Below are 24,245 nucleotides of genomic sequence, written 5' to 3'. Positions count from 1 at the left end.
CACCTCGCGGGTGGTGTGGTCAGTGAAGGTCAGGCGGACGTGAAAGCCCTCAAGCGGCTCGGCCGCCACAATGTCCATAAGTTGCATCACGATTCCCTTCCTCCTATGGATCAATCCATTCGAGCGGCTGATGGCGTTGCGCACGATCCCAGTTCGCTTGGAGTGCTGCCATGCGGCGGGTTGCCCAGGCGAGAACCTGCTGTTCAACCCGCCGTGGAAGTGCTCCGGCAGCAATGCTTGCCGGATCGATCTGCATCAACGCCTGATGGCTGCCATACCGTACATGAACATGGGGCGGATGGTGGTCATCATAGTACAGAAGGATGATGACCCCATCAAACTCGGCAATCCGTGGCATAGGTTCGATCCTGGTGGGTTACCATCATCGGGCGACCCACCACCACAACGATACAATGATAGTATACCATCTTGAAGGAGCCATCCGTGGGAAGGCAGGGCAGCAGGGCTGATGCAAGGTCCACCTGACCGGAGCACCGTCGGGCTGAAGCCCTCGGCTACGGGTCGCGAAGGCCCTCGCAATACATTATACCAGGCGCACGACGCCTCTACTTGATCCCGGTCGTTGCAATGCCCTCGACAAAATAGCGCTGGGCGAGCACGAAGATCAGCAGCGGCACGCTTACGGCGATCGTCGTGCCGGCCATTACCAGATTCGGGCTTTCGGCGGCGCGACCCTGTAGCACCATCAGCGAGAGGGTCAGTACCTGATTGCCGAAGTTGCCCGTATTGATCACGATCAAAGGCCAGACAAAGCTATTCCAGGCATAGAGGAAGGTGAAGGTGGCCTGGGTCGCGATGGCCGGGCCGGCCAGCGGCACGAAGATCTGCCAGAGAATGCGCAACCGCGAGGCCCCATCCATCAGCGCCGCCTCCTCCAGATCTTTTGGAATGCTGATGAAGAACTGGCGCATCAGGAAGGTGCCGTAGGCAGTGAAGATCCAGGGCATCACCAGGGCCGCGATGCGGTCGACCCAGCCGACGATCACCATCAACTGGTACATGGGGATGATCAAGACCACAAAGGGGATCATGATCGTCCCCAGGTAGACCACGAACAGGCTGTCGCGCCCGGGGAAGCGCAACCGGGCAAAGGCGTAGCCGCCCAGCACCGAGGTCACTACCTGCCCGATCACCACCAGGATCGTCACCAGCATGGTATTGGTCAAACTACGATCGATGTTCTGCAACTCAAGCACACGCTGGTAATTCTCGATTTGCAGATTGATCCGCTCGACCGGTGTCGCATCGGTAAGGCTCGCGTCGAAAGTGACTTGCGGGTCGTCCGGGTCAACGAAAACGCCCATGCGCCCACGACTCAACTCGAACACCGGCAGGGTCTGGCCGCCCTCCTCGATTTCCCAGAGCAGCTTCGTCTCTCCGTCGACCGTGATCTGCTCCTGAGCAGTGAAGCCGCCGACGGGTTTCGCGTCACGAGGGGCTCGTTCAAACGTCCGGCTCGGATCATCGACGCTGGCAAAGATCACCAGTGGAGCGCCCTGATCGACCAGGGCCAAAGTACGCAAGCCTTCCGGCGTCTCAACCCGGTAGAGCGGCACCATCTCACCATTGACACTGGCCGTCTGAACGCTGTAAGGCAGCAACTGGGGCGGCGAGCGGAAGACATCGCTTGAAGCCTTGAACGAGGTAAAAAACATGAACATGAACGGGAAGATGATCAACAACCCGAACATGGTCAGCACGGCGTAGGCGCCGATATAGGTGAGCCACTTCTGGGTCTGGTATGATCGGGCACGCTTCATGATGTTCCCCTACATGTCGCCGTAGCGGCGCTGGATCCGGAACTGCACCAGGGTGACGGCGAAGATGAACAGAAAGACCACCCAGGCCACTGCTGCGGCATAGCCCTGCTCGAAGCGGTTGAAGCCGCGCTGGTAGAGGTAGAGCACGGCGGTCATCGTCGAGTTGTTCGGGCCGCCGCCGGGGGGCGGCGTCATCACGAACGGCTCACTGAAGACCTGGAGGGTGGTGATCAGGGTCGTCGTCACAACGAAGAAGGTTGTGGGCGCCAGAAGCGGCAGCGTCATATAGCGAAAGCGCTGCAGGTTGCTCGCCCCGTCGATCGTCGCGGCCTCGTAGATCTCGCCGGGAATGCCCTGGAGTCCAGCCAGGAACAGAATCGTGTTGAACCCCAGCAGTTGCCATGCCGCCATAAGAATAATCGAGGCCAGGGCGGTCTGCTGGCTGGCCAACCAGGAGATCTGGACGGGCGCAATCTCGACGAAAGGCAGCCGGTTGAACAGACCGAGCACCTGGTTGATGCCATAGTTCAGGAAGCCGATATTCGAGTTGTAGAGCCACTTCCAGATCACCGCGACGCCGACCACGCCGGCGATGCTGGGGATGAAATAGATCGCACGGAAGAACTGCATCCCGGGGATCTTGCTGTTGAGAACCGTGGCCACCAGCAGGGCCGGGACGACGCTCAGCATGGTCACCCAGAAGCAGTAGACGATCGTATTCCAGAGTGCGATCCAGAAGATACGATCCTTCGCCCCGATCACAAAGTCACCCAGGCGCACGAGCTCGATATAGCCGCTGCTCAAGACCGCACCCGAGCGCTGGCCGGGCGGCACTTGGGCAAACTGTAGGCTGAAGATCTCGATATAGTTGCGCAGGCCTACGAATTCGGCCGTGAACGAGTCGGAGTTGGTGAAGCTGAGGTAGAGCGAGAAGAGCAGCGGCCCGGCGAAGAAGAGCATGAAGCCAAGCAGGTTCGGCGCGATGAACAGGAAGCCGCTGACCGCCTCGGCATCGCGCTCGCCTGCCCCGAAAGCGACGGCAAGCTGTGGCCGCAGCATCAGCCAGAAGAACAGGCCGAAGAGCACCGTGGCCGAAAGGAGCACTAGCGCCAATGGGTCGCCGAGCCCGCTGAGCAGCCCGATCACGCCCTGGATCAGCCCCATCGCCAGCAGCAGGATGATCGCGCTGGCGCCCATGACCCAGCCGCCGACACGGTGGAAGGCAGCCTGCGTTGTCGGCGCGTGGGTGAAGCGATCGCCGACGGACCCGATCAGAAAGCCTACCAGCACCCCGAGCAGGAGCCAGACCCAGCGGTTGAAACTTGCGGCGACTTCGTCAAGGCTGATGTAGAGGCCGAGCACGCCGAGCAGGCTGAGCAATGACCCGACCCCAAAAATATAGTTGAGGCCAAGGCTGATCGCACGGCCCCGCCTGTCGCGACGGAGCAGCAGTACGAGCGCGCTAACACTGGCGACCGCGGCGAGCAAGATCAGGCCCGCAACATAGAGGCGCAGACCGTCGCGCTGCACCCAGCGGGCCTGAAGCAGCGCCCAGGTCGCGGCGACGAGTCCGAAAGCGAGTAGGGCGTGCCAGGCCGCGCCAAGCCTGATCACAAGGGCCGCGCCGGCCGTTGTGGCCGGCTTCCGTGCGGTCGTGGTTGCCATGGGCTTACCCTTATGCGGGCGCAGGCTGAGCCTGGCTCAGCCTGCGCCCGCATGCATTCACCGTTAGACAAGGTTTCAGAAGGGGGATTTGTGATTGTCAGCTTTTTCGGCGAAGCCGAAAAAACTGACAATCACAACCCTTTCTGACGAGGTTGTGGTTTGCCGGAACTGTCAAGTAACGGCGAACCATGTCTTACTGATCAAAGGCCTGGTTAGCCTCCTCACAGACGGTAGCCCGGTAGTCCTCGAGAGTCAGGTCGCCATTGAGCAACGCGGTAAACTTCGAGCCTGTGGCGGCGTCGAACTCAGGCCACGAGCCGGCCCATAGCGGGCCTTCAACGGCCGGGTCGTTCGCGAGGTTGTTGATGAACGCCTGATTATTGGCCGGTGGGGTGTAGGTCAGGAAGGCCTGGATCGCCTCATCGGAGACGCGCGAAGGAATGTTGGCACCCAACTCGGCGATCTTGCTCTGGGTCTCGGCCGTGGTCAGGGCGCGAACGAGCTGCCAGGCTGCCTCGGGGTGCGCGGTGTTGGCATTGACCACATAGGCGCCCCAGAAGAGCCAACTGCGAGCGCCGCCGGGGCCGATCGGCACGTCGACAACGTCCCAGTCGAACGCGGCGCTTGCGCGGGTGCCGGGTGTCGCCCAGCGGCCGTTGAGGAACATGCCGACATTGCCGGCCAGGAAGGGCGGCTCGGAGTCCTCGCCGTAGGGCACGGCCACACCGAACTCGTTGTAGAGCCGCGAGGCGAACTCCATGCCCGCCACCGATGCATCGCTATCGAGCGCACAAGCGGTGCGATCCTCGTTGAAGAAGCCGCCGCCGGCCGAGTTGATGAACAGACCGGGGTTGGCCCACCATGCGTTCATACCAAAGCCCTTGACGTCGCCGCCCAGGTTGTTGACCGCTACGGCCGTCTCAAGGAACTTGTCCCAGGTCCACTCGCCGTTAGCCGCCAGCACGCGCGGATCCTCGGCGCCGGCCTGCTCGATCAGGTCGTTGTTGATGTAGAGCGCGAAGGTCGAGACGTCGCGGGGCAGGCCCCAGAGCGTCTCGCCGGTCATGCCGGTCTCGGGATTGAAGGTTAAGTGGAACATCGGGCCAGGATAGAAGTCGCCGTCGTTATAGTCGGCATCGGCATCGGCCAGGTCGCGGAGATCGAGGATAAGGCCGCGCGTGGCGAAGTCAGCGATGTCGGTGCCGGGGATCCAGAAGACGTCGGGGGCCGTGCCGGCCGACAGCTCGGTCTTGAGCACATCCTGGTACGACGATGTCTCAGATCCGCCCGGCTCGTAGGTCAGGCTGATGTTGTCGAGCTGGGCGTCGAGTTCGCTGGAGATCTGGCTATACACGTCGATCTCGGCCTGGTTGTCGGGGCGAGTGCGCCAGCGAAGGGCGACCTCGTCCATGGCCACCGGGGCCTCCGTGGCGGCAGCCGCTTCCGTAGGTGCCGGGGCTTCCGTAGGTGCCGGGGCTTCCGTGGCGGCGGGCGCTTCCGTAGCGGCAGCCGCTTCCGTAGGTGCCGGGGCGGTGGTAGGCTGCGCGGTAGTTCCGCCGCCACAGGCCGCAAGAGCCAGGGTAAGAATCGCGATCAGACTGATCCACGAAAATCTGCGTTGCATACGCTGCATGAGCTTGTGTCCTTTCACATATGTGCAACAGTGCAAACTTCCCTACATCGGTGTGGGAAGAGAGAATGTGTGACGAGCACATCAGGCGGTCCATCGTACTGCCCGGTGCTCTGTGTTTGGCGTTTTACGCTCTATATTTCAACCACCTCCTTTCGGGAACCGTCGCGCCGCGATCGCGTCACCCGCGAGGATCGCACCAAGGCAAGCGCAGGCCGCCTCGACCGGCCGGGAGCCGGACGGGCGAAGTGTGCCGAGCAGTAGGATGAGCAGCATCGCCGGGGCGCGAGCGGGCAATCAAGCCGAGCAGCGCCGCCGCTCGTGCCGTGCGCGGTCGAGAATAGCCGGTTGTAGTTATGGCAGGTGGCCGCCGCATCAATGCCGCGTATGATCGCGAACAGGTGCGGAGCGGCAAAGAAGCGGTCTGAGGAGGAGGTGATGAGCAGACCGAGCATGCACGAGCGGCGCGGGCCGCGCAACCGCGCCCACGATCCGGGCACGTAACCCGCCGCGGCGGTCACGCACGCGACCCTGGCCCGGGTCGCCGTACTCACATAGAGGTGCTGGTTGAGTACGTCTGATACGGTCGCAGGCCAGACCCTTTCAACCTGCGCAACCTCATCGATCGTCGCCATGTGATCACCCGTCGGTGAGGCTGGCCCGGCGTTGGGCCGTGTCACACCGCAACATGTAAAACATTTTGCGCCGGAATCGGGGTGGCGAGACGATACGTCCAGATAGCGGCGTAGATAAGATCTATGCGAAAAAGCATACACCGCCCCCGCGAATTTGTCAATGTATCTCGCGCACGTGCGAAACTACTATCCTTCGTCCAGAAGCAGAGAAACGCGATCGTTGGCATAACGACGGCGTGGCTGATGCCGTCGTTGCGGCGACCCCGAACGAACCGCGGTGATCAGGCTGAACCTTGGGTGCTTCTGACGGCGAGACCCGGCATAAGGTGCTGACACAGTTATCCCCCCCCGTGGCGTTATCATGGCCCCGTAGGGGCGCAGCCTCCCCTGGCTTACCCGTTGCACGAAGGGCATGCCTGGTGGCTGCTGCGCCCCTACATTGGTGACCGGGCGATCTCCGTTCACGGGGCGGGCGGCACGCTCAACGTCCACCGCGGACATGGCATGTTGGAAGGCTTCGCCAATCTCCCCGTTTTGCTCAAACCACGCAACCGCTGACCGAGCAGATCACGGAAAAGATGATGATAGCGATACCACCTGCGCTCGTCATCAAGCGGAATGACGAACAGGTTTTCACATGAACGCGGACGTATCCGCTTTGCCTTGCATCGAAAGCGCCGCCAATTGCAACCCTGCCACCCAACCCTCGGTGCGTTGATCTAATGCGGCAACCTCTTCAGCCGAGAGGCGCAGCCCCATCACGTGATTCAGGAATTCGGCGGCTTCGTCTTCGGTGAAACGCAAGTCAGCCGCGCGCATCTCGGTCAGTTGATGTCTGGTGCGCAAACGAGCCAGCGGCAGGGCTGGGTCTTCACGGGTCGTGATGACCAGATGCATCGGCGGCGGCATATGCTCGACCAGGAACGTGAGCAAGGCATCCACCGATGTGGAATCTAGTGCGTGATAATCATCGAGAACAAGAACGAAGGCATCTTCAGTTGAAGAAAGTTCGTTGAGCAGGGAGGTCAGTACATCTAATGTCGAAACAGATTGAGCCGACTGCAGCGCCGCCAACACACCATCGCCGACACCTGAGATCAGAGTTTGCAGCGCTGCCACCAAGTAGGTCAAAAAGCGAATAGGGTCGCCATCGCCTTCATCCAATGAGATCCACGCCGCAGGGGTTTCGCCAGCGGCGATCCATTCCCTGATGAGCGTCGTTTTCCCAAAGCCCGCAGGCGCAGCGATCAGAGTCAGGAGATGCCCCTGCCTGACCCCCTCCGATATCGAAGCAAGCAAACGCGGACGCAACACCAAACTGCGTCGAAGCGCAGGCAGATTGATCTTGGTTTTGATGATCGTCTTGAGCATAGTGTGATAGAGAAAGTGTGATCGTGCCTGCATCCCATCTCAGCGGTCGCATCGTAGGTGCGCTAGTAGAATGTAGATTACGAACCACAAGTGAGAGCAATCACGGACAAGGAGGGCGCGTTAACTGGCTGCCCCGACACTGATTTCTCCTCGCATATATTGCACGACCTTCCCCCCAATGAGAACGCGGTCTCCCCGAAGTTCGCAGGTGAGTTCCCCGCCACGATTCGAGAGCTGCAGCGCTGAAAGATTGCTCTTGCTGAGGCGATTCGCCCAGTAGGGGATCAGGGTGCAATGGGCAGACCCAGTCACCGGGTCTTCCGGCACCCCAGCACGCGGCGCAAAAAAGCGAGATACAAAGTCCACTTCTTCGCCACAAGAGGTGACAATCAGTGCGAACGCGTCAAGGCGCTGAATGGCCGCATAGTCGGGCACGAACGCCTTCACCTCCGCTTCGCTTTCGAGCACCACCATGAGATCGCGGGCGAGCATGGCTGCTGCTGGTGTTGTTCCGAGTGCTTCGATGAGGGTGCCGTCGATGGTCACTGGCGTGCCAGGGCGGGACGGAAAGTCGAGAAAGAGATGATCGTCCTTGCGGATCACCGCCAGGCTTCCGCCTTTGGTTTCGAACCGCAGGTGGGCGTAGTCGCGGTAATACTCTTGGAACAACACATGCGCAGTCGCCAACGTTGCATGCCCGCACAGGTCCACTTCCACAACAGGGGTAAACCATCGCAGCGTAGAGCATACGGGATCGGGAATGACGAACGCCGTTTCGGCGAGATTATTCTCTGCCGCGATAGCCTGAAGCGTGTGGTCTTCGAGCCATTCGTGCAAGACGACAACCGCAGCAGGATTGCCGCCAAAGACGCGCTTGGTGAACGTATCGATCTGATAGATTGGAAAGTTCATATCTGTCCTTATCAGCCAGCTAACGGTTGGCGTCAGCGGCATTGCGAAGCGGAGCAACGTCGGCTGCACGCCCAGCGTTAGCCCGCTTTGTGTTGCTTGGTGAGTGCTTGTATTCTACGCCAGAGTGTAGGTGTTGACACAACTAACGTCCGAAGCCCTAGAATTGAAAAAGGAATCAAAACTATTATGTACCGATTGGCGTCAAAACGAATAAGAGTTGCCATCTCTGCCATGTTATTCGGACAGGTGATGGGCAATCCGCTAATCAACGTTGTGCCTGCTCCAATGCAGCTATACATGATAGGCACTCGGATTAATATCAAGAGCATCAGGGCTAGTGAAGCGATGCCTAGTATTTTGGTGTGTCGCTTATCGTCTAAGAAAAGTCCGCTAATACCGAGTGAGGCAAGGGTTGACCAAAAGAGAATTCCCGATTGCGGATTGAAGAGATTGGCGTATATGTAGCCCAAATCAAAAGAAATCAGGTTGATGTCTCCCTTGAATAGTCCCAAATGAAACGGATTGCCGAACTGTGAAAGGTTGTATGCCAACAGAATAACAGCAGGCACCAAAGCACCTAGAACATAGTTTTTCAAAAACCCGAATTCCCTGATGATAACGAGCGAAACAAGTACAACCGTAGCGATAACAATTGTTTCGAGGCGAGTTAGCACCAACAGTCCTAAAAAAAGACCTGAAAAAAATTGTGATAACAGTGTCTTTTCTAGAGACGCCTTCACAAAAAAGTAGCCAAACAAGCAACTAATGCCAAAAGCAGTTAACGTGGCATAGGCAGGAGTGTTGACAATGTTGTGCATGAAAACGCTTGAAGTAACTACCACAAGCGGGGCAAGGCTTGCCCCCAAAACAGGTGTGTTTTCCAATGCCAGCGTTTTGACAGTAATAATCAATCCGATAAATAGAAGCCCATAACCTGTGAAAAGCATGGAAGAAATTATTTTCCACTCAAACCAACTGTCTTGGGTTTCGATATAAAAGTTTTTGAAGAAAACATCTTTGAACAAAAGCGGCTTGGCAGGCAAGAGCATTCTCTCTGTCGGGGGTTGTAGCGGGGAGCCTTGTGCAGGGTTTGACGGATTCTTAATTTCTTCTGTATGCACTAACGGTTCGATAAAGCGCGATGTGATGTAGTAGGGAATCAGTGAAAGAACAGGATAGCCAGGGGAGCGTTGTTCGACGAAGTGAAGATTTCTTACGATGGGGTTACTATCTTTTGATGTAAGTCTTTGGACAATGGCGTAATAGTCAATCGAGTCGGTTTGAATGTTCGCCATTCCTGAAGAAATGACAACGATCACGAGGAAAACCATGAGAGCAGTAAAAACTGCATAGTCGAACAAGCGAACAAATTTGTATTGTCTACGTGTTTTGTCTGAGAAATAAGTGAATAGTTGTTTCATTTTTCGACGCCTCAAATGGAAAAGTGGCCCAACGTCTTGCCCATCACCCGCGCCGCACTGATAGAGCGAAATGACAATCGGGCCGAAACTGATTTCTAAAATCGCCCTGATCTTGTCGACGCGCAGCGGCGTCGGGTGCATGAGCTTGTTCGGCGGCAGCCGAGTTATGGTTTATAACGGAAACTATCGCTGGATCTTCTGAATAGGCTATTGCCGATCCATGGCGTGTTAAAGTGGAAGATAGATAACCCGATCCACAACATCTGCTTCGCTGCCGGCTGCCGCAATCAGTTCCAAATCCTGAACACATTGTCCAATCGAGATCGCCTCTTGATGCGCGTAAATCACGCCTCCAAAGGCAAGACCCGCCCGCTGTCGCTGTGTTGCTTCGGTCAGCAAGTCATCATCTTGGGTAAAAAGCACTCGTCGCAGACTCGTGGCCCGATCGAGGAGTTTGGAGTCTGCAATTTCATGGGTCTGGTCTTCGTAGGCCGTGAGGACATCCACCTGTCGCAGGCGTAAGCCCAGCGTGATCGCTCGTGGCACATGATGATCCATGTATAGGTTGAGCGGCATGGGGGGTTAGCTCTGTGCTTTGAGGCGTGCGATCAAGGGCGCGGGCGGAGTCATGCGGCGCAGTTCCTCAGCGCGTTCCCGCCGACGGGCGATATCCTGATCGAGTTCATCCTGATGATCCCAATAGTAGGCCAAGGCGGAGTGAATTTGGCCCAGCGACAGATAGGGGTGCTGAAAGTGGAGTTCTTCGGGACTCCACCCATAGGCGGAGCGCTCCAACACCAATTCGATCACTTTCATCGTCGTGCCAACGATACGCGGAACCCCCGCATCATCGAGCACAATATGTTCGTATCGAGTTTCAACCAGTGACATTGTCGCCTCCTGTTTGCAGCCCGCTCATCAGGTGAAACCACCACAAGTATAGCACGTGGGTGGAAAGCATAGACGTGATCATAACAGATTTTACCAGGAAATGAAAGCACACATGTGTTGTTTCACTGCCCAGCATGGGCGGTTCGGGTTGATGACGCCGCCGAACGCAAGCATCACCCGCTTGCCGGATGCGACACACAACCCTCGTGTCCCAAAAGACGATAACCACGCGAAAGTAGCTCTGGAACTCGGCGCGTAAGGCAAGTCGGGTGCATGCAGGGTTAGGCACATCTTTTTGAATACTTCTTAGTGGACGATCATGGGCAAAAAAACCTTGCAGAGGCAGGTTGAGAAAATCTGGAACCATGTAAGGCCATCATCGTTGCTTTGCCAAAGCCCATCGTCTCTCACTTGTAACAATTGACCAGGGGATCCATAATTCGGGATTAGGTTATTTCCAGGTATAGGTGATAACTGTTCCCAGTGATTCCCTGCATCTGTGCTATGATACAGCCCCTGCCTACAATGCGCTAATAATCTCTGTGTCTGTGTAGGGTGGGCCAGTAACTGCTCACATCCTCCTGAAGGCATCGTTTCCCAAGGTGTCCAGCTCCTTCCTCCGTCGTTGCTGCTCTTGCCCGACATGTAATATGCTGCAGGATACTCCTGGGAGTTGAAATCAGCTAGCCCGTAGAGATGCTCAGAGGCAAGCGCATCCAATGCAAGTGTATCAACGGGAAACCTATAAGGTTGCCAATAATGAGTGTCTTGCCACTCATGAACCCGAACAAATCCATCTTCGGGGTTTATTGGTGATAGCACTGGGTTGCCAATAGTCGTCAAGCTAACTGTATATACTCTTGTCCAGTTTATCCCAGCATCTGTACTCAAGTAGGCCCAAGAGTCGAGCCAGTCTGGGGGGGGATACCACCATGAAGTCGCATACCACCATGAAGTCGCGAAAATGTACAGGCGATTTCCATCTGCAGGTGAGGCAACCATGCCAGTAATAAAGGCATGAAGCGGCCCATCAAGGCCAAAATCTCGTTCAGCCCAAGTTTGGCCTCCATCACCCGTGCGATACAGAGACTCTCCTGAATAGGCTAAAATTCGCACTGGTGCCACTGGATCTTGACGAGGGGCAATGGCTATACCGCTGATAGCAGATGCGGGCATTGTGGGAACTACCTGCCATGTCGAGCCACCATCCCTGCTGAGCCGCGGTGGCAAGGAGTTGCCCTGAAAACTTACATTTAGAGCAATTGCATTGGGTAAATCAGAGGATGTGGCAACCTGATCAATTTTAAGTTGAGCACATTGCAATGCTGATATATTCGGGTCTCCTGCTGCATGTATAGTATGGGAGTGAGGTTCAATCTTCTGATTGATGCTGGCTATCAACATTGCCCACATGAATATGCCCGCCATTCTTAGGAAGCTATGAACTGCTTTCTTTCTGTCAGGCATGGCTACTCCTTGGTGCTGATATTCAAATGGCTGATGACTTAGGTTCCGTTTTGGACGGTGTGCCTAACGCCGGGCTTCACCTGCACCGCTGGCGGCTTCCGTAGACCGAGGCGAGCGACGGCACGAAGCGACGTTTGCGTATCAGAGATGGTTCAATTGGGCAACAAGTGGTTATATAGTCGTCTCATGCTCCGTTCGATTGCTTCTGGCTCGATAATTAATTGCAATGAACTTGACGGAACCAGAATGGTCTGATATTTGCGCGGAAGCTCTAGGTTTTCCAAGTATTGCTCGTATAACTTTGGTTCTAACTTAAATTCATCTGCCTTGTGCTGGCATATCGCTAACATCTCTGGCGAATTATCAACGCCATCAATATCAAGGCCTTGCTGTAAATAGTCCAGTAATAGTCGCCCAGTGCCACAGCCGACATCAAGAACTGGCTGTCCATACTTTTGAATGATATCCAGATAGAAATGACGGTCTGCCCAATGTGAGGTCTCTCCCCGTAACACATCCCATGCTTCTGCCATTAGACCTTTATATTCGTATTCAGGTGTTTTCATGTTTCTTCCTAATGCTGTTACTTGACGATGGTTGTCTTCGTCAATCCATTACCATGCTTTGACCCAGGGTTCAGATACATCATATTCGGTGAAACCCAGCGAGGCATACAACGCCCCGGCAGCTTCGGCATAGGAGCCAACCGTGCAGAGCGTGGCGCCCAGGTCGCGGACGCGGCGCAGGCCTTCGGCCATGAGCGCCTTGCCCAAGCCTGTGCGCTGATGTTCAGGATGCGTTCCGACCGGCTCGAAGGCGGCGGTGCGGGTCGCCTCATCATACCAGAGCGTGCAGAAGGCGCCGAGCGCGCCGTTCGGGGCAACCGCCACCAAATCGAGATCACGGCGGTAGAGCGGGGCGCGCTGGATGTTGGTATACCAGGCCCAACCTTCGTATTTCTCATCCGGCTCATGGGGGTGGAAAACCTTCCACGAGAGCCAACTGCGGGCAGGATGCTCGTCTAGGTCGCCCAGGGCGCGCAGGGTATAGCCTGCGGGGGTAGGAACGTCTGGAATCGGTAGGCTCATTTCACGGCGGCGCTGGTATTCGGGATGGTTGCCCCTGGCGTAGCCGCGCCGTTTCAGCACATCCTGCCGTAATTGGTCGTTCTCGTGCGCCCAGACGACCAGACGCTGCCGCCCATCGGCCTGCGTGGTGGCAAATTGCGTTTCTGCCGCTGAAAGCATGGCCACTTCAAGTTCAGGGCAGCGACATGTAGGATGCACTTGCAAAAAGGCTTCCCCAGCCCCATCGGGATGAAGCACGGCTGCTAGGCGACCCTCAGCGGTCTCCCAGATAAAAATCGCAGCCGAAAGGTCGAATTTGAGGATATTCGCGTTGACGTGCCAGCGCCAGTAATCCCAACGGTAGAGCGGCCAACTGACTTCGCGGCGGTCGTTCGCGAGGAATAGTTCGCGCAGGAACACACGAATGTTCCAGTAATCTTGGTCGGATTGGTATTTTCTAAACGTCAGTTTCATACATGTCTCACGAAATCACGAGCAGGATTGTTTCATTACGCTTTCGCCACGATGATTTGTATCAGCCGCTCGACCAGCGCGACAGCTTCTTCGAGCTTATCCGCGCTCATGACATCAATCGTATCTGCGGTCGAATGCGCCAGGCCGCGTGCGCCGACCGAACTGAGCGCCACAGCTGGGATGCCGCGAAATGAAAAGGTCGAGTGGTTGCTTTCCGGCCACGGCTCGACCCACTGCACGCCGGGGAACTCTGCGGCCACGTGCCGGATGGCCTGTTCCATCTCCTCCGGCGTAGCAATTGCGGTGAGGCTGTTGGCTGCCAGCATTGCGCCGATGCCGTCCATATTTATTGCACAGCGGATGGATGGAAAATAGGCTTCACCGCGCCGAACGTATTCATCGTCGCCGATCGGCAGGTATTCCTCGCTGTTGAAGGCGACAAATTCCAGGTCGACACCTGCCTCCCATTTGGAGAGCCGTTCGGCCAGTGCGAGTAGGGCCGCCGCGCCCCCACCGTTATCGCTGGCGCCGGGGGTGTTGATTTTGGTGTCGAAGTGGGCGCACACGACGATGCGTTTTTCAAAAACCCCGTGCGTTCTCGCCACGATATTCTGCGCCATGGCCGGGATTTTGCGCGCTGCAATGCACAGGTGCGCCGCCGAATCTGCGTTTTGCATGAGCCGCCGCGCCACTGCCTGGGGAACAGTAGCGGCGGGCAGGTCGAGTTCCCAATCTTCGGTCAGATGGCCATAGTAAACAGTAGAAGTTGGCGGGGCGAGCAATGCGGCGGGTTGAATCTGCTCTAGCAGTTGGATAATGTGGTCGTCGCGTTCATCCTTCAGGAACCAGGATTTGGCCGAGAGCGGGGCGCGGGCCAGGTCGCCATAGAGCAAGAGAATTTTCCCGCGCGCCGAAACCGCTTCCAGTTGCGCAATCGTTCCGGCAGAGATCACCGGCGCGGTGACATCACAGGGCAGCGAAAAGGCATTGGCGGCGGCATCCAGTTGCTCGCCTTCCTGTTCCAAACGAATGAAATCCTGCTCCCAGGCGGTGCAGGCATAGGGCTGTTCTTCCACGTCCAAACCGGCGGCGCGGAAGGTTGCTCGGATGTAATCGGCGGCCTGCTGGTTGGCAGGTGAACCGACCGGGCGCGGACCCAGGCCGATGAGGGTATGTACATGTCTGTCAAGCATCTCAAGCCTCCTCACTGCCGAAGATCAATTCAGAACTTTGTCATCAATTGGCTGCGGCGGAAACTTTTACTGGCAAACCAAAGCAGAACCGCATCGATCAACCAGATCGCCAACCCCACGATCATGACAACGCTGAGGCTGAAGTACATCACACCAGAAACCTGCCCAACCATAAGAGCGATCACTGGCAAAACCACCAACCCACCCGTTTGGTAGGCATCCTGAAATCCTTGCGCACGGGCGGAAGCAAAGACCATCACCACAAGTCCCAACCCCGCAACCGCAGGTGTGACCCACACCACTAGCGCGATCCACATCCAATTCGGGAAGAAGATGCGCCCGATGCTTTGCCAGCCAGCGGCGTTTACCATCACCGCATAGACGATGAAACTCAACAACGTGACGGCAAGCGCCGTAGTCCATGAGCCTAACAGTTTGGCGGCGAATAGTTCCTGGTCAGTGATTGGCGTATAGAGCAAGGCTTCGAGTGTTTTGCGTTCCTTCTCCCCGGCAAAACTATCCGCCGCTAGCACGGATGAAACCATCAACGGCATAATCAGGAACATTGGTGCCAGCATATAGACTAGGCTAAAAACGATCAGTTGTTGATTGGGTGCAAACCCGCTCAATTCATGAAGCAGACCTGCGGGCATACGCGCCAGCAATTCACCGATGTCGTTGGAGGCACCGGTCGTTTCGGTAAACGACGAAGCATAGGCCATGATCCAGGGCAGGATCACGAACAAAACGAGAGGCAGAATAATGATCGGCAAGACCACGCCCTTGTTTTGGATGGCAACTTTCAAGTCTTTGCGGGCGATGGCGAGAATGGCCCGTGTGTTCATTGGGTGTTTCCATGCAATGCAAAATACACTTCTTCAAGATTGGCTTCCTGTGGCGCGAGCCGATAGACGTGCAATCCCTTCTGCACAAGAATGTGTAAGAGTTCAGGGATGGCTTTCCGCCCGGAGAGAGTCAATGTGAGCATATCCTTCTTCTGTTTTGGGGGACCGCTCACCAATTGAGGCAGCCCCTGCACGATCTGAAGGACAAGTTCTATTTGCGTGGGATCAACTTCAAGATCCACATCGAGGCGTTTGACATATTGGCGGGTCAGGTCTGAAGGCGTGCCCAATGCCACCAGATGCCCATGTTCCATCACAGCCACGCGGTCACATAGCTTTTGAGCTTCCACCAGATTATGTGTACACAGAAAAACGGTGCAACCTTCGCGGCGGGCCAGATGTTCCACCAAGTCATTGACGTGTCGCGCCGCCACCGGGTCCAGACCTGACGTTGGCTCATCGAGAAAGAGAACTTCCGGTTTATGGAGCAGGGCACGCGCAAGCGCGAGCCGCTGCTTCATCCCCTTGCTATACCCGGCAACTTTTTCATCGGCGCGCTCAGCTAGTTCAAATTCTGTGAGCAGAAAATGTACACGCGCCGAAACGTCCGCACGCGGGAAGTTATACAGATCGGCATAGATGGACAAATTATCACGGGCCGTGAGACGCTCATCGAGCGAGGGCGTTTCAGTGAGCACACCGGTTCGGGCACGTAACGCGGAACCCTGCGTCTGTGGGTTCAACCCGAGCACCCGTGCCTCCCCGCTGGTGGCTTCGATCACGCCGTTGAGCAAACGCACGGTGGTCGTTTTGCCTGCGCCATTATGGCCGAGAAAGCCGAAGATTTCGCCAGCTTGCACCTCAAGCGTTAGCTGATCAACCGCTTTTATTTCGCCAAAGTGCCGTGTGAGCGATGAGGTTTGAATGACAGGTGATACCATATAATCCCTTTACAGCTGCTGCGTCTGCGCCAGCACGGTCTCTACCATCACGTCCACAAAACGCGCCGCTTCGCTCACCCAGGGGGTATGCCCCGAAGACTCGAACCAGACGATCTGCTTGTGGGGGGCTTCCAGCACGGCGTAATACTGTTCGACGAAGACCGTTGGGGCGTTGATGTCGTGGCGGCCAATCAGGAAGTAGACCGGAACTTCCAGTCGGGTTGCCTGCTGGCGGAAATCCACCTCCCAGAGTTGGGGGTAGACCACATCCAGGGTTTGCAGCACGCCGCGGAACCAGCTGACCTTGTCGTACAGACCATATTCGGGGGCGGCCAGGTCGCGCCAGGTATTGAAGCCGTTATCCCGAATGGCTGGATTCTGGTTCATATAGGTGAAGGTATCGCCCAGAAAGGCGGCTTCTTTCCACGCCATGCCAGCGCCGTAGTAGGGCGGGGGGCCTTGTTGGATCAATGTCTGCACTTTGGCGGTATCGCCGCGTTCACGCGCCCAGTTCAAGGCGAATTCGTAACACATCAGGTCATTTTCGAGGAACGCCACCATTTGCCCAGTGCCGATGAAGGCGTGGAAATCCTCGGGGTAACGCTGGACGAGCCAGATCCCCAGTGCGCTGCCCCACGATTCGCCCAGCACATAGACCTTCTCCTGTCCGAAGCGTTCCTTCAAGATCGCCACCAGGGCGTGCGCGTCCTCGATGTAACGCTCTGGGGTGATGGTGGCGCGGTCAACGGCATCGAAGGACTTGCCCGCGCCAGGCTGCTCCCAGTTGACGACAACAAAGTGGTCTTCCAACCCGCCCAGGGCGAAGCGTGCGGCGGCCAATTGGCTGCCGCCAGGCCCGCCCGCCAGGAACAGCAGCACCGGTTTGGTCGTGTCTTTGCCACGGATCGAAAGCCACTGCTGGCTGCCATTGAGCGTGACGGTTTCGAGCGTGGCGATGCTGCCGGGCAGGGGTTGACCGTCGGCACCGAGGATGGGCGGGGTCATCGCAAAGGCCTGCGAGACGACCACGGCCAGAACCGCCGTGACGAGCAGTCCTGCCAGCGCCACGAACGTTGCTTTTCCGGCGGGTTTGATCCAGAAAAAAGCGAACAACAAGCCCAGGTTACCTGCGGCGAGCGGAACCCAGACCCAGGCCGGGACGGCGGTGGCCTGGGGCAGCAGCAAGATGGGCAGGCACAAAACGAGCGCCAGCAAAAGTGCCAGCAGGCGGCCAAGAAAGATGAAGAACTTTTTGTACATCAGTTTTTCGCCTTGCGTTGCGGCTGGTGGTGATACCGTGTTTGTGTTCACCAGGAACATGCGTGCATGTCAATGAATTTGTGATGATTTCTGCGTGACCCAGATCAGAAAAATATCCTCACCAATGAAGCATTTTTGCCGTTTCAGACGCGTCAGTGCTGAGTGTTTGAGCACGTCTTCGATGTCGTGTTGCGCATGCGAGAAAATCTCGAGATCGCCCGCCAGATGACGGGTATATGGTTTTCCTTGCAGGTCGGCGGTTGGCAAGCGGGTGGTAAAGGCACACAGGCCACCTGGTTTGAGCAGGCGCACGGCCTCGGCGAGGATGAATTCTAACTCAGCTATGAAGTGGAATACGCCACAAGCAATCAAGTGATCAACATGCGCCGCAGGATAAGGCCAGGGCGTGGTCGTCAGGTCGTGCTGCTGCAAAGCGGCGAAAAAGCCCTTGGCCCGGCAAATTTCAAGCATGGCGGGGGAAAAATCCATGCCCGCGACGTGCAACCCGGCCTTGGCAAAGGGCTGCGCCGAAAGTCCACTGCCTGTTCCGATATCGAGCAGGTATTGACCGGGGTGGATGAATTCATAACAGAGCCCAAACACCAGGTCGGTGATGTAACAATCGTAGGCGCGCACCTGGGCGTCATAGTCGGCGGCGTAGGAGTCGTGTTGGGTATGCATCATACAGGTACTCGAGCTAAAGCTTGCCTTCAAAGAAAGTCAACCAGATGCTTGTGGGCCGGAACGCCGGATAAACAGCCAGATGAAAGCCGCCGCAAGCACGGCCAGCCCGGTGCTGATCGCCGTCCAGGTCATCTCTTCGGCGGTGGTGGTATAGGTTTGCCCGAAAATCAACGCACTGGAGGAAAGACTGGCATGCATAAAGTAGGCGATCAGCAAACTGCCCTGAGTTCGTTCATAGACCCAGGTGATGATGAAGGACCAGGCGGTCAACAAGATCGGGCCGAGCAGGCTAATCAAAATCAGCGAGTCGAGGCCCCTGCCGCCAAGCGCGAAGTAATCCGCGTAGCCGTGCCACAAGCCACCCCAGACCAGGCCCAGCAACAGGGTGGCGACGAATGGGGAGTGGCGTTTGAGCAGGTGTGGCAGGAGAAAGCCGCGCCAGCCGCATTCTTCCATCAACCCGGCGGTGAGCCCGAGGGCAATGCCGGGGCCGAGCAGGTTTGCCATGGCGCCGAGATCCACCGGGTAGCCTGCCAGCCAGCGTACGAGTGGCGTGAGCGCCGTCACTGCAGGGATCACCAGCAAGGCAAACCACCAGCCTCCCACCTTCCCGATACGTGCCCTGGCCCACAGAGCGTGCAGCCCCGCTTGTCCATACACCAGCCAAGTGGTGAACAGGCCGCTGAGTGAAGGCCCAAACCCGCCCAGAATGACGAAGATGAAAGCGCTGGGCGGGGCTTGCATCAGTCCACCGGGTTGGATGTACAGGAATAACAATGACCAGATGCCGAAAGACCAGATCACGGTCAGGATGATATAGGTGAGCATTGGATGACGGACAAACCAGGCTTTCATGTTCATCTGTGACTCCCAATCAGTCTTGAAAGCTTCGTGCTCATAGTGTAGCGGACGACAAACAAAAACTCCCCCGCCCAGGGGGGAGTTTGAGACTGGTCAGGTAGCCAGGAAATTCTCTTTCCAGATGTTGCAGACTTATGCAATTTGCGGGATGGCTGTTGCCGAAGGTGTTTTTTCCCAGGGCAGTGCACAGCAGATGTCCCATACGGTGACTTCGGCCTCGATGAATGTTTCACCCAGGGCGCGGGCAACCGATATGCGATGGTGACCGTCTTCAACGAAGTAACATTCACTAACCTGGATGAGCTTCACCGGTTCGAGCGGGATGTACTGGCTGCGCGCAATCGCCACGCTGACCCAACGGTCGCGGGTGCTGTCTCGGCGGGGCTGGAAGAGATGGTCAAAATCGTTGGCGCGTCCCAGTGTTCCACAAATCTTTTCCAGGCTGACGGAGCGCAAGCCACCATAGCGCCGGGTGCGCACTTGTTGGTGTGGCAGGGCAGCCAGGTCGCGCAAGCCGGAAAAACGCCGCAGGATAAAGCACTTGATTTGCTCAAAAGTGGCCGACTGGCGCGCCTGGTTGAAGCGGTTGATAGCGCTGTTCAACAAAAGGGCATGATTGTTGGTGGTCTGGTATTCGGGTGAAATAGGGGAATAGAAACTATTAAACATGGTTCATCTCGGCCAACCAGGCCGTGAGCGCTTCCTCGCGGGCCTTGCCGTCATCCCGCGTTTCATCGTACACGCCGGGTAGGTATTCGCCTGCGATCCTGCCATCCAGAATGAAGAGTACCCGCTCCGTTTTGGTAGCCACCCCGACATCGTGCGTGACCAGCAGGATGGTCACACCAGTGCGATGAATCTCGGCCAGCAGGCGCATGATTTCGTTGGCCGAGGTCGAGTTCAACGCGCCGGTCGGCTCGTCGCCGAAGATGATTTTTGGATCGCCCATCAAGGCACGGCAGATGCCGACCCGCTGGAGTTGCCCGCCCGAGGCCTGGGTGATGTCGCGCTTTTCCAGCCCGGCAATGCCCGTTTTTTCCATCAGCATGGTTGCTTTTTCGGTGAGCCGTGCGCCATGTTTGCGGCCATCGCGCATGGATGGCAGGAGGATGTTGTCGAGGATGTTCAGATTTCTGAGCAGGGTCGGCTGCTGGAAAACAAAGCCCATGTTCGTGCGGCGCAGATCGGCGAGTTCGTTCTCTTTGAGCGCTGACACATTCGCGCCGTCGAAGATGACTCTTCCGCTGTCCACGCTGTCCATGCCGCTCAGGGCATACAACAGGGTCGATTTTCCCGAACCGGAAGGGCCCATCACGGCGACAAATTCGCCCTGTTGGATGTCCACCGAGATGCCGTCGAGCACGTTGCGTTTTTCCGTGCCCACGCCGAAGGATTTGGTGATGTTTTCGCCACGAATCAGGGGTTGCATGGATTAGTCCTTGATATTTTCTGAAATTTTGATGTGGCCTGCGTCCAGCGTGCCGAAAAATGTGGAAGCCAGCACCGCGCTCGCCATCAGCAGGGGACTGAGCAGGTAGGCAAAAGCCGGGTTGACGATGAAGGTGAAGGAAGCCGCCCCAAACGAGGCCATCACCGCCCCTACCAATCTCTCGCCGAGAGTGTTTGCCAGCAGTGTCCCGAGCAACATGCCGAGGAGCAGGACGAAAACCGAGCGCGCCACATACTGCGCCCGAATGTCCGCGTTGGTAAACCCGAAGGCTTTCATCACCGCAATCGCGTATCTGTCCTTGGCGACCAACATGCGTATGAACAGCAGGGTAATCAGCACGGTCAGCGCCAGCGCAACGCCGATGGCGGCATAGGAGGCTGCGCCCATGGCGTTGATGGTTCCGCCGTAGGTCTGCCGGATATATTCATCAATGTCCGAGACTTTGGCAAAAGCGAACCTGTCCGCGTATGCGGCAATTTTCTCATCCAGCAGGGTTGGGTCTGCCAGTTCGGCGGTGATGACGCTCCACATCGTGTCCGCCGAAGGGTCAGAGAAAACTGCTTTGGCAGTCTTGCCGCCATTGGTCAGATCCGAATACGTGCCGCAGACCGTGAGTGTGCTCGTGCGCCCGTCGATGACCAGCGTGATGACATCCCCCACCGTTTTGCCCATTTCGCTGGCATTCAGCACCGAAAGCGCGATCTCGTTCGCAGCGGCAGGGGCGCGCCCCTCGGCATAGGTTAAGGGAAAGACCGAGTGGTCGCCCAGTTCGACCTTGAGACGCTCATCCGAGCTGTCGTTCAGTTGTACGCGGAAGGTTTGGGTAGTCAGCACAACAAACCTGGCAATGGCTTGGTCGTTCGCCATCACCGCAGCAATTTCCGCCGCTTTTTCGGCGATGTGGTCGGTCTGCTGGATGTCAATGCGCAGGTCGCTGTTCCCGACCCCCATGTAGGTTATGAACGTGTCGGAGGCGATGGTGTTGTGCAGATTCTGCGGGACGATGATGATAAATGCCGCCAGCACCAGCACCGTCAGCATGGTGACGTACAGGCTTTTGCGGGCGAGCACATCCTTGATGCCGAGGAACATGTTTGTGCCGAGCCATCGGTTTGCGCTGAGGCGGAAGTGCCTGCCCCCGCCCGCTTTTTCCTGCGAAACTCCGAAACGGACGGCTTCTGCCGGGGAGATGTGGCGAAAGCGTCCCAGCACGCCGTTCACGTAGGCGCTGATTGCCACGAAAACCAGGGTCACGCTGAAAATGCCCAAGAGCGGCGCAAAGGTGGCGTTGGCGCTTTCACCCATGTACAGCCGGATGTTGGCGAGCAGCGCGTCCCGGAAGAGCAAGGATAGCCCGTAGCCCAAGAGACTGCCCACTGCCGCGATGGCAACGTATTGGGTCAGGTAGATTCTCTTGATGTCGGCAACGCGCAGACCGATCGCTTTCATCACGCCGATTTCGCGGTAGTCATCTTCGATTTTTGCCAGCAGGCTGAAACGGATGCACAGGAAGGCGATGGCAATCACCAACACGCTGACCAGCAGGATGACCGCAATCATCAGCCCATCGGCAAGACCGTTGAACAGCCTGAACAGTGCATAGGTGAGGGTCGGCCCGTTGGCCTCAAGCCCGGCGGCGGTGTAGGCAGCCTCGAACGCGCCCAGCCTGTCCATGTTATGCAGCCGAAACTCGATCAGGTATTCCACGCTGCCGAACTGCTTGAGCGCCGTGAAATCATTGTGGCTCACCAGGAAGCGCTTGGACGAGGAGAGCAGCGGCTGCATTTGCGAATCGCGCAGCGCACCGGCGATGGTGAACCTTTTCCCGGCCACCGTCACCGTCTCGCCAACCCTGGCGATGCCGCCCTGGATATAGGTGATGGGGACATAGATTTCGCCATCAGCGACGGTGATGACCTCTCCGTCGAGGTTGAGCAGGAAGTCGAACGTTTCGCTCTGCATCGCCAGCCCGTTATCCTGGACGCTGGTTGCCAGCGAGCCGCTTTCAAAGACAAACTGCGCACCGTCCACGTTGAGAAATTCCAGCGTCTGGAAGTCGGCGACAGCTTGATTCTGTTGGGCGAACGCCGCCAACCGCGCCGTGTCCAGTTCGCCGGCGTGCATTTGGGTGAAATGCGGCGTTTTGGACTGCGTCATCAGGGTATCGATCGCGCCCGACAGGTTGACGACCAGGACAGCTGCCAGCGCAACCAGCATGGTCGCCGCGGCGACAAACAGCATCGTGGTCAGCGTGATCGCCTTGCTTCTGCGAATATCGTTACGGAGGATACGGAGATACATCGGTCACCTCTGATTTCTGTCGATCACTCTGCCAGGTGTCTCGGCGTGCTAGCACCTAACCAGTATCGTGGCGGCGGTCTCGCTCGCCGATCTGCAAGAGCTATGCGTGCCCAAACACTCTGGCCTTGCGCATACGGCCTTGCAGCAGGCGCAGGCGCATGAACTCCCCCATCGGGATAGCGATGGTGCCAGTGGCAGCAATGTCGCGGTTGACCGCCAAGCAGGAAGACCATCAATTTAGTTACCGGCGTGGCTTGGACGACGTGGTAGGCATCCAGCACGATGAGATGAGCGAGCGTATTCATGAGAAGCATCCTTGAATGTGCATAAAGCTGAACTGCGTCCATCATAAAACCACAAGACCTTCCGGGCCACCGCCCTGCCTTGGACATAGATGAGGCCAGGCCATCGGCTCACCCGCCCGGCGTGACCGAGCCGAAAGCGATAAAGCAAAAGACCACCACATCCATCCAAATATGGATGAACCAGGGCCAAAAAAAGCCGCGCGTTTCGAGCATCGCTTTGCCCATAAGCCATCCGGGGATGACGGCCATCACCACACCGAGCACACCGTACGGCACCCCATAGAAGTGGCCGATGCCGAAGTAGACGGCGGTCATCAGGAGGGCCTGGGCAGGACCAAGCGGACCTTCCAACGCACCTAGCCAAGGAGCGCGGTAGATCATCTCCTCACCAAAGGCATTGCTGGCGGCAAAGATCAGCACGAATGGCAGCAGTGGCAGCACGTCTTGGATGGCTTGTAGCGCAGGGGGCTGGCCAAAAACAAAGCCAAAGACCAGCAATCCCAAGCACATAGCCCCCGTAATGGCCGGGCCTAAGATGTTCCATGCGGGCGGGCGGGTCAACACCAGGGGAATGGGTTGGGCCGGGGCATCCAGCTTGCCTTTGACAAAGAAGAAGCGCCCAAAACTACCCATCAACGCCAGCGCAATCAGCGCGATAGCGATGCCCATCGTGGTGCGCGGAAGTTGCACCGCAAGCATCGTTTGGAGAAACGGGCTGGCATTGGCGAACCAGGTGGTGTAATGCAGGGCGTGGTACGCCCGGTCTACGCCCCATTCAACCAGGTACACACTGAGCAGGACGGCAAAGTAGAGCCATAAGGCCCGTAGCGGTTTCCAGAACAGGCTGATCAGCAGCAACCCGCCAATCAGGCCAACTTTAGACCAGAACAACCAGCAGGGTATGCTGCCAGTCAGTTCCCTGAAAAAAATATCGGGCAGTTGAGAGATCAGCAGGGTTACGATCCAGATTATGAAGATGAAAGCGTTCGTTGACGTTTTAGGGTTCATCAGGTACTCCGGCATCTTCACCGATCTTGAAATCTCTATGCCCGTAGTCTAGCAGGCGACGAAAAAAAACTCCCCCGCCGAGG

Annotated in this window: 24 protein-coding genes and 1 pseudogene; 2 read left to right on the top strand and 23 right to left on the bottom strand. The window is 57.2% G+C overall.

Annotation, left to right across the window (positions count from 1 at the left end):
• Positions 1-103: 103 nt before the first annotated feature.
• The 4 genes from EKD05_RS19500 to EKD05_RS19485 form a co-directional block, all read right to left on the bottom strand.
• Positions 104-358 (bottom strand): DUF4160 domain-containing protein, encoded by a 255-nt coding sequence (locus EKD05_RS19500; RefSeq protein ID WP_129676191.1) that lies wholly within the window; start codon positions 356-358, stop codon positions 104-106.
• A gap of 208 nt (positions 359-566) precedes the next feature.
• Complete coding sequence (locus tag EKD05_RS26840) at positions 567-1,781, bottom strand: carbohydrate ABC transporter permease (protein ID WP_240695862.1); 1,215 nt, start codon at positions 1,779-1,781, stop codon at positions 567-569.
• A 9-nt stretch (positions 1,782-1,790) separates the two neighbouring features.
• Positions 1,791-3,446: a carbohydrate ABC transporter permease gene (locus tag EKD05_RS19490; protein WP_129676188.1), complete on the bottom strand. Its 1,656-nt coding sequence runs from the start codon at positions 3,444-3,446 to the stop codon at positions 1,791-1,793.
• 193 nt (positions 3,447-3,639) lie between these two features.
• Complete coding sequence (locus tag EKD05_RS19485; protein ID WP_129676185.1) at positions 3,640-4,857, bottom strand: sugar ABC transporter substrate-binding protein; 1,218 nt, start codon at positions 4,855-4,857, stop codon at positions 3,640-3,642.
• 291 nt (positions 4,858-5,148) lie between these two features.
• Here EKD05_RS19485 and EKD05_RS26835 point away from each other — a divergent pair, with 291 nt between their 5' ends.
• A complete protein-coding gene (locus EKD05_RS26835; protein ID WP_240695861.1) occupies positions 5,149-5,340 on the top strand; it encodes a hypothetical protein in 192 nt (63 codons plus the stop codon).
• A gap of 242 nt (positions 5,341-5,582) precedes the next feature.
• Here EKD05_RS26835 and EKD05_RS27270 read toward each other — a convergent pair.
• From EKD05_RS27270 to EKD05_RS19390, 18 genes and pseudogenes are all read right to left on the bottom strand, one after another.
• A pseudogene (locus tag EKD05_RS27270) lies at positions 5,583-5,711 on the bottom strand (LacI family DNA-binding transcriptional regulator); the annotation flags it as partial.
• Positions 5,712-6,344: 633 nt separating this feature from the next.
• Positions 6,345-7,115, bottom strand: coding sequence for an AAA family ATPase (locus tag EKD05_RS19470; protein ID WP_129676179.1), 771 nt, complete (start codon positions 7,113-7,115; stop codon positions 6,345-6,347).
• An 87-nt stretch (positions 7,116-7,202) separates the two neighbouring features.
• Entirely contained in the window at positions 7,203-8,063 is an 861-nt protein-coding gene (locus tag EKD05_RS19465; protein WP_205703994.1) for a PhzF family phenazine biosynthesis protein, read from the bottom strand.
• 8 nt (positions 8,064-8,071) lie between these two features.
• Entirely contained in the window at positions 8,072-9,556 is a 1,485-nt protein-coding gene (locus tag EKD05_RS19460; RefSeq protein WP_129676176.1) for a hypothetical protein, read from the bottom strand.
• Between the two features lie 87 nt (positions 9,557-9,643).
• Complete coding sequence (locus EKD05_RS19455; protein ID WP_255427255.1) at positions 9,644-9,973, bottom strand: DUF5615 family PIN-like protein; 330 nt, start codon at positions 9,971-9,973, stop codon at positions 9,644-9,646.
• A 24-nt stretch (positions 9,974-9,997) separates the two neighbouring features.
• Positions 9,998-10,306 (bottom strand): DUF433 domain-containing protein, encoded by a 309-nt coding sequence (locus tag EKD05_RS19450; RefSeq protein ID WP_129676167.1) that lies wholly within the window; start codon positions 10,304-10,306, stop codon positions 9,998-10,000.
• Positions 10,307-10,612: 306 nt separating this feature from the next.
• Positions 10,613-11,773, bottom strand: coding sequence for a sialidase family protein (locus EKD05_RS19445; RefSeq protein WP_129676163.1), 1,161 nt, complete (start codon positions 11,771-11,773; stop codon positions 10,613-10,615).
• A gap of 152 nt (positions 11,774-11,925) precedes the next feature.
• Positions 11,926-12,339 carry a class I SAM-dependent methyltransferase gene (locus EKD05_RS19440; RefSeq protein WP_240695860.1) on the bottom strand — a complete coding sequence of 138 codons (414 nt, stop codon included), beginning with the start codon at positions 12,337-12,339 and terminating at the stop codon, positions 11,926-11,928.
• Between the two features lie 48 nt (positions 12,340-12,387).
• Positions 12,388-13,314, bottom strand: a complete 927-nt coding sequence (locus tag EKD05_RS19435) for an N-acetyltransferase (protein WP_129676160.1) — start codon at positions 13,312-13,314, stop codon at positions 12,388-12,390.
• A gap of 35 nt (positions 13,315-13,349) precedes the next feature.
• A complete protein-coding gene (locus EKD05_RS19430) occupies positions 13,350-14,507 on the bottom strand; it encodes a M28 family peptidase (protein ID WP_129676156.1) in 1,158 nt (385 codons plus the stop codon).
• Positions 14,508-14,536: 29 nt separating this feature from the next.
• The gene (locus EKD05_RS19425) at positions 14,537-15,352 is read right to left on the bottom strand and encodes an ABC transporter permease subunit (RefSeq protein WP_129676153.1); all 816 of its coding nucleotides are present in this window, start codon (positions 15,350-15,352) and stop codon (positions 14,537-14,539) included.
• Entirely contained in the window at positions 15,349-16,293 is a 945-nt protein-coding gene (locus EKD05_RS19420) for an ABC transporter ATP-binding protein (RefSeq protein ID WP_129676150.1), read from the bottom strand. The genes EKD05_RS19425 and EKD05_RS19420 overlap by 4 nt, the downstream gene beginning before the upstream one ends.
• Positions 16,294-16,302: 9 nt before the next feature.
• Entirely contained in the window at positions 16,303-17,553 is a 1,251-nt protein-coding gene (locus EKD05_RS19415) for an alpha/beta fold hydrolase (RefSeq protein ID WP_129676147.1), read from the bottom strand.
• Positions 17,554-17,622: 69 nt separating this feature from the next.
• On the bottom strand, positions 17,623-18,189 hold the full coding sequence (locus EKD05_RS19410; protein ID WP_165360831.1) for a class I SAM-dependent methyltransferase: 567 nt from the start codon (positions 18,187-18,189) through the stop codon (positions 17,623-17,625).
• Positions 18,190-18,273: 84 nt separating this feature from the next.
• Complete coding sequence (locus EKD05_RS19405) at positions 18,274-19,098, bottom strand: type II CAAX prenyl endopeptidase Rce1 family protein (protein ID WP_129676141.1); 825 nt, start codon at positions 19,096-19,098, stop codon at positions 18,274-18,276.
• A 132-nt stretch (positions 19,099-19,230) separates the two neighbouring features.
• Entirely contained in the window at positions 19,231-19,767 is a 537-nt protein-coding gene (locus tag EKD05_RS19400) for a hypothetical protein (protein WP_129676138.1), read from the bottom strand.
• Positions 19,760-20,527: an ABC transporter ATP-binding protein gene (locus tag EKD05_RS19395; protein ID WP_129676135.1), complete on the bottom strand. Its 768-nt coding sequence runs from the start codon at positions 20,525-20,527 to the stop codon at positions 19,760-19,762. The genes EKD05_RS19400 and EKD05_RS19395 overlap by 8 nt, the downstream gene beginning before the upstream one ends.
• A gap of 3 nt (positions 20,528-20,530) precedes the next feature.
• Positions 20,531-22,849 carry an FtsX-like permease family protein gene (locus tag EKD05_RS19390; RefSeq protein WP_129676132.1) on the bottom strand — a complete coding sequence of 773 codons (2,319 nt, stop codon included), beginning with the start codon at positions 22,847-22,849 and terminating at the stop codon, positions 20,531-20,533.
• Positions 22,850-23,007: 158 nt separating this feature from the next.
• On the opposite strand from EKD05_RS19390, the gene EKD05_RS25930 reads away from it, so the two are divergent.
• Positions 23,008-23,169, top strand: a complete 162-nt coding sequence (locus EKD05_RS25930; RefSeq protein WP_165360830.1) for a hypothetical protein — start codon at positions 23,008-23,010, stop codon at positions 23,167-23,169.
• A gap of 93 nt (positions 23,170-23,262) precedes the next feature.
• On the opposite strand, the gene EKD05_RS19385 is transcribed toward EKD05_RS25930, so the two are convergent.
• Complete coding sequence (locus EKD05_RS19385; protein WP_129676129.1) at positions 23,263-24,177, bottom strand: CPBP family intramembrane glutamic endopeptidase; 915 nt, start codon at positions 24,175-24,177, stop codon at positions 23,263-23,265.
• Positions 24,178-24,245 lie beyond the last annotated feature (68 nt).

Source organism: Candidatus Chloroploca sp. Khr17 (assembly GCF_004138165.1).
Classification (GTDB): domain Bacteria; phylum Chloroflexota; class Chloroflexia; order Chloroflexales; family Chloroflexaceae; genus Chloroploca.
This window is presented reverse-complemented; position numbering and strand designations above follow the sequence as displayed.

Bases quoted from the DNA above. Each gene is read 5' to 3' on its own strand.
- EKD05_RS26840 (WP_240695862.1), bottom strand. From the start codon at position 1,781: ATGAAGCGTGCCCGATCATACCAGACCCAGAAGTGGCTCACCTATATC.
- EKD05_RS19425 (WP_129676153.1), bottom strand. From the start codon at position 15,352: ATGAACACACGGGCCATTCTCGCCATCGCCCGCAAAGACTTGAAAGTT.
- EKD05_RS19385 (WP_129676129.1), bottom strand. From the start codon at position 24,177: ATGCCGGAGTACCTGATGAACCCTAAAACGTCAACGAACGCTTTCATC.
- EKD05_RS19400 (WP_129676138.1), bottom strand. From the start codon at position 19,767: ATGTTTAATAGTTTCTATTCCCCTATTTCACCCGAATACCAGACCACC.
- EKD05_RS19460 (WP_129676176.1), bottom strand. From the start codon at position 9,556: ATGCACCCGACGCCGCTGCGCGTCGACAAGATCAGGGCGATTTTAGAA.
- EKD05_RS19455 (WP_255427255.1), bottom strand. From the start codon at position 9,973: ATGGATCATCATGTGCCACGAGCGATCACGCTGGGCTTACGCCTGCGA.
- EKD05_RS19405 (WP_129676141.1), bottom strand. From the start codon at position 19,098: ATGAACATGAAAGCCTGGTTTGTCCGTCATCCAATGCTCACCTATATC.
- EKD05_RS25930 (WP_165360830.1), top strand. From the start codon at position 23,008: ATGAACTCCCCCATCGGGATAGCGATGGTGCCAGTGGCAGCAATGTCG.
- EKD05_RS19500 (WP_129676191.1), bottom strand. From the start codon at position 358: ATGCCACGGATTGCCGAGTTTGATGGGGTCATCATCCTTCTGTACTAT.
- EKD05_RS19395 (WP_129676135.1), bottom strand. From the start codon at position 20,527: ATGCAACCCCTGATTCGTGGCGAAAACATCACCAAATCCTTCGGCGTG.
- EKD05_RS19420 (WP_129676150.1), bottom strand. From the start codon at position 16,293: ATGGTATCACCTGTCATTCAAACCTCATCGCTCACACGGCACTTTGGC.
- EKD05_RS19490 (WP_129676188.1), bottom strand. From the start codon at position 3,446: ATGGCAACCACGACCGCACGGAAGCCGGCCACAACGGCCGGCGCGGCC.
- EKD05_RS19485 (WP_129676185.1), bottom strand. From the start codon at position 4,857: ATGGACGAGGTCGCCCTTCGCTGGCGCACTCGCCCCGACAACCAGGCC.
- EKD05_RS19390 (WP_129676132.1), bottom strand. From the start codon at position 22,849: ATGTATCTCCGTATCCTCCGTAACGATATTCGCAGAAGCAAGGCGATC.
- EKD05_RS19415 (WP_129676147.1), bottom strand. From the start codon at position 17,553: ATGTACAAAAAGTTCTTCATCTTTCTTGGCCGCCTGCTGGCACTTTTG.
- EKD05_RS19470 (WP_129676179.1), bottom strand. From the start codon at position 7,115: ATGCAGGCACGATCACACTTTCTCTATCACACTATGCTCAAGACGATC.
- EKD05_RS19440 (WP_240695860.1), bottom strand. From the start codon at position 12,339: ATGAAAACACCTGAATACGAATATAAAGGTCTAATGGCAGAAGCATGG.
- EKD05_RS19435 (WP_129676160.1), bottom strand. From the start codon at position 13,314: ATGAAACTGACGTTTAGAAAATACCAATCCGACCAAGATTACTGGAAC.
- EKD05_RS19445 (WP_129676163.1), bottom strand. From the start codon at position 11,773: ATGCCTGACAGAAAGAAAGCAGTTCATAGCTTCCTAAGAATGGCGGGC.
- EKD05_RS19450 (WP_129676167.1), bottom strand. From the start codon at position 10,306: ATGTCACTGGTTGAAACTCGATACGAACATATTGTGCTCGATGATGCG.
- EKD05_RS19430 (WP_129676156.1), bottom strand. From the start codon at position 14,507: ATGCTTGACAGACATGTACATACCCTCATCGGCCTGGGTCCGCGCCCG.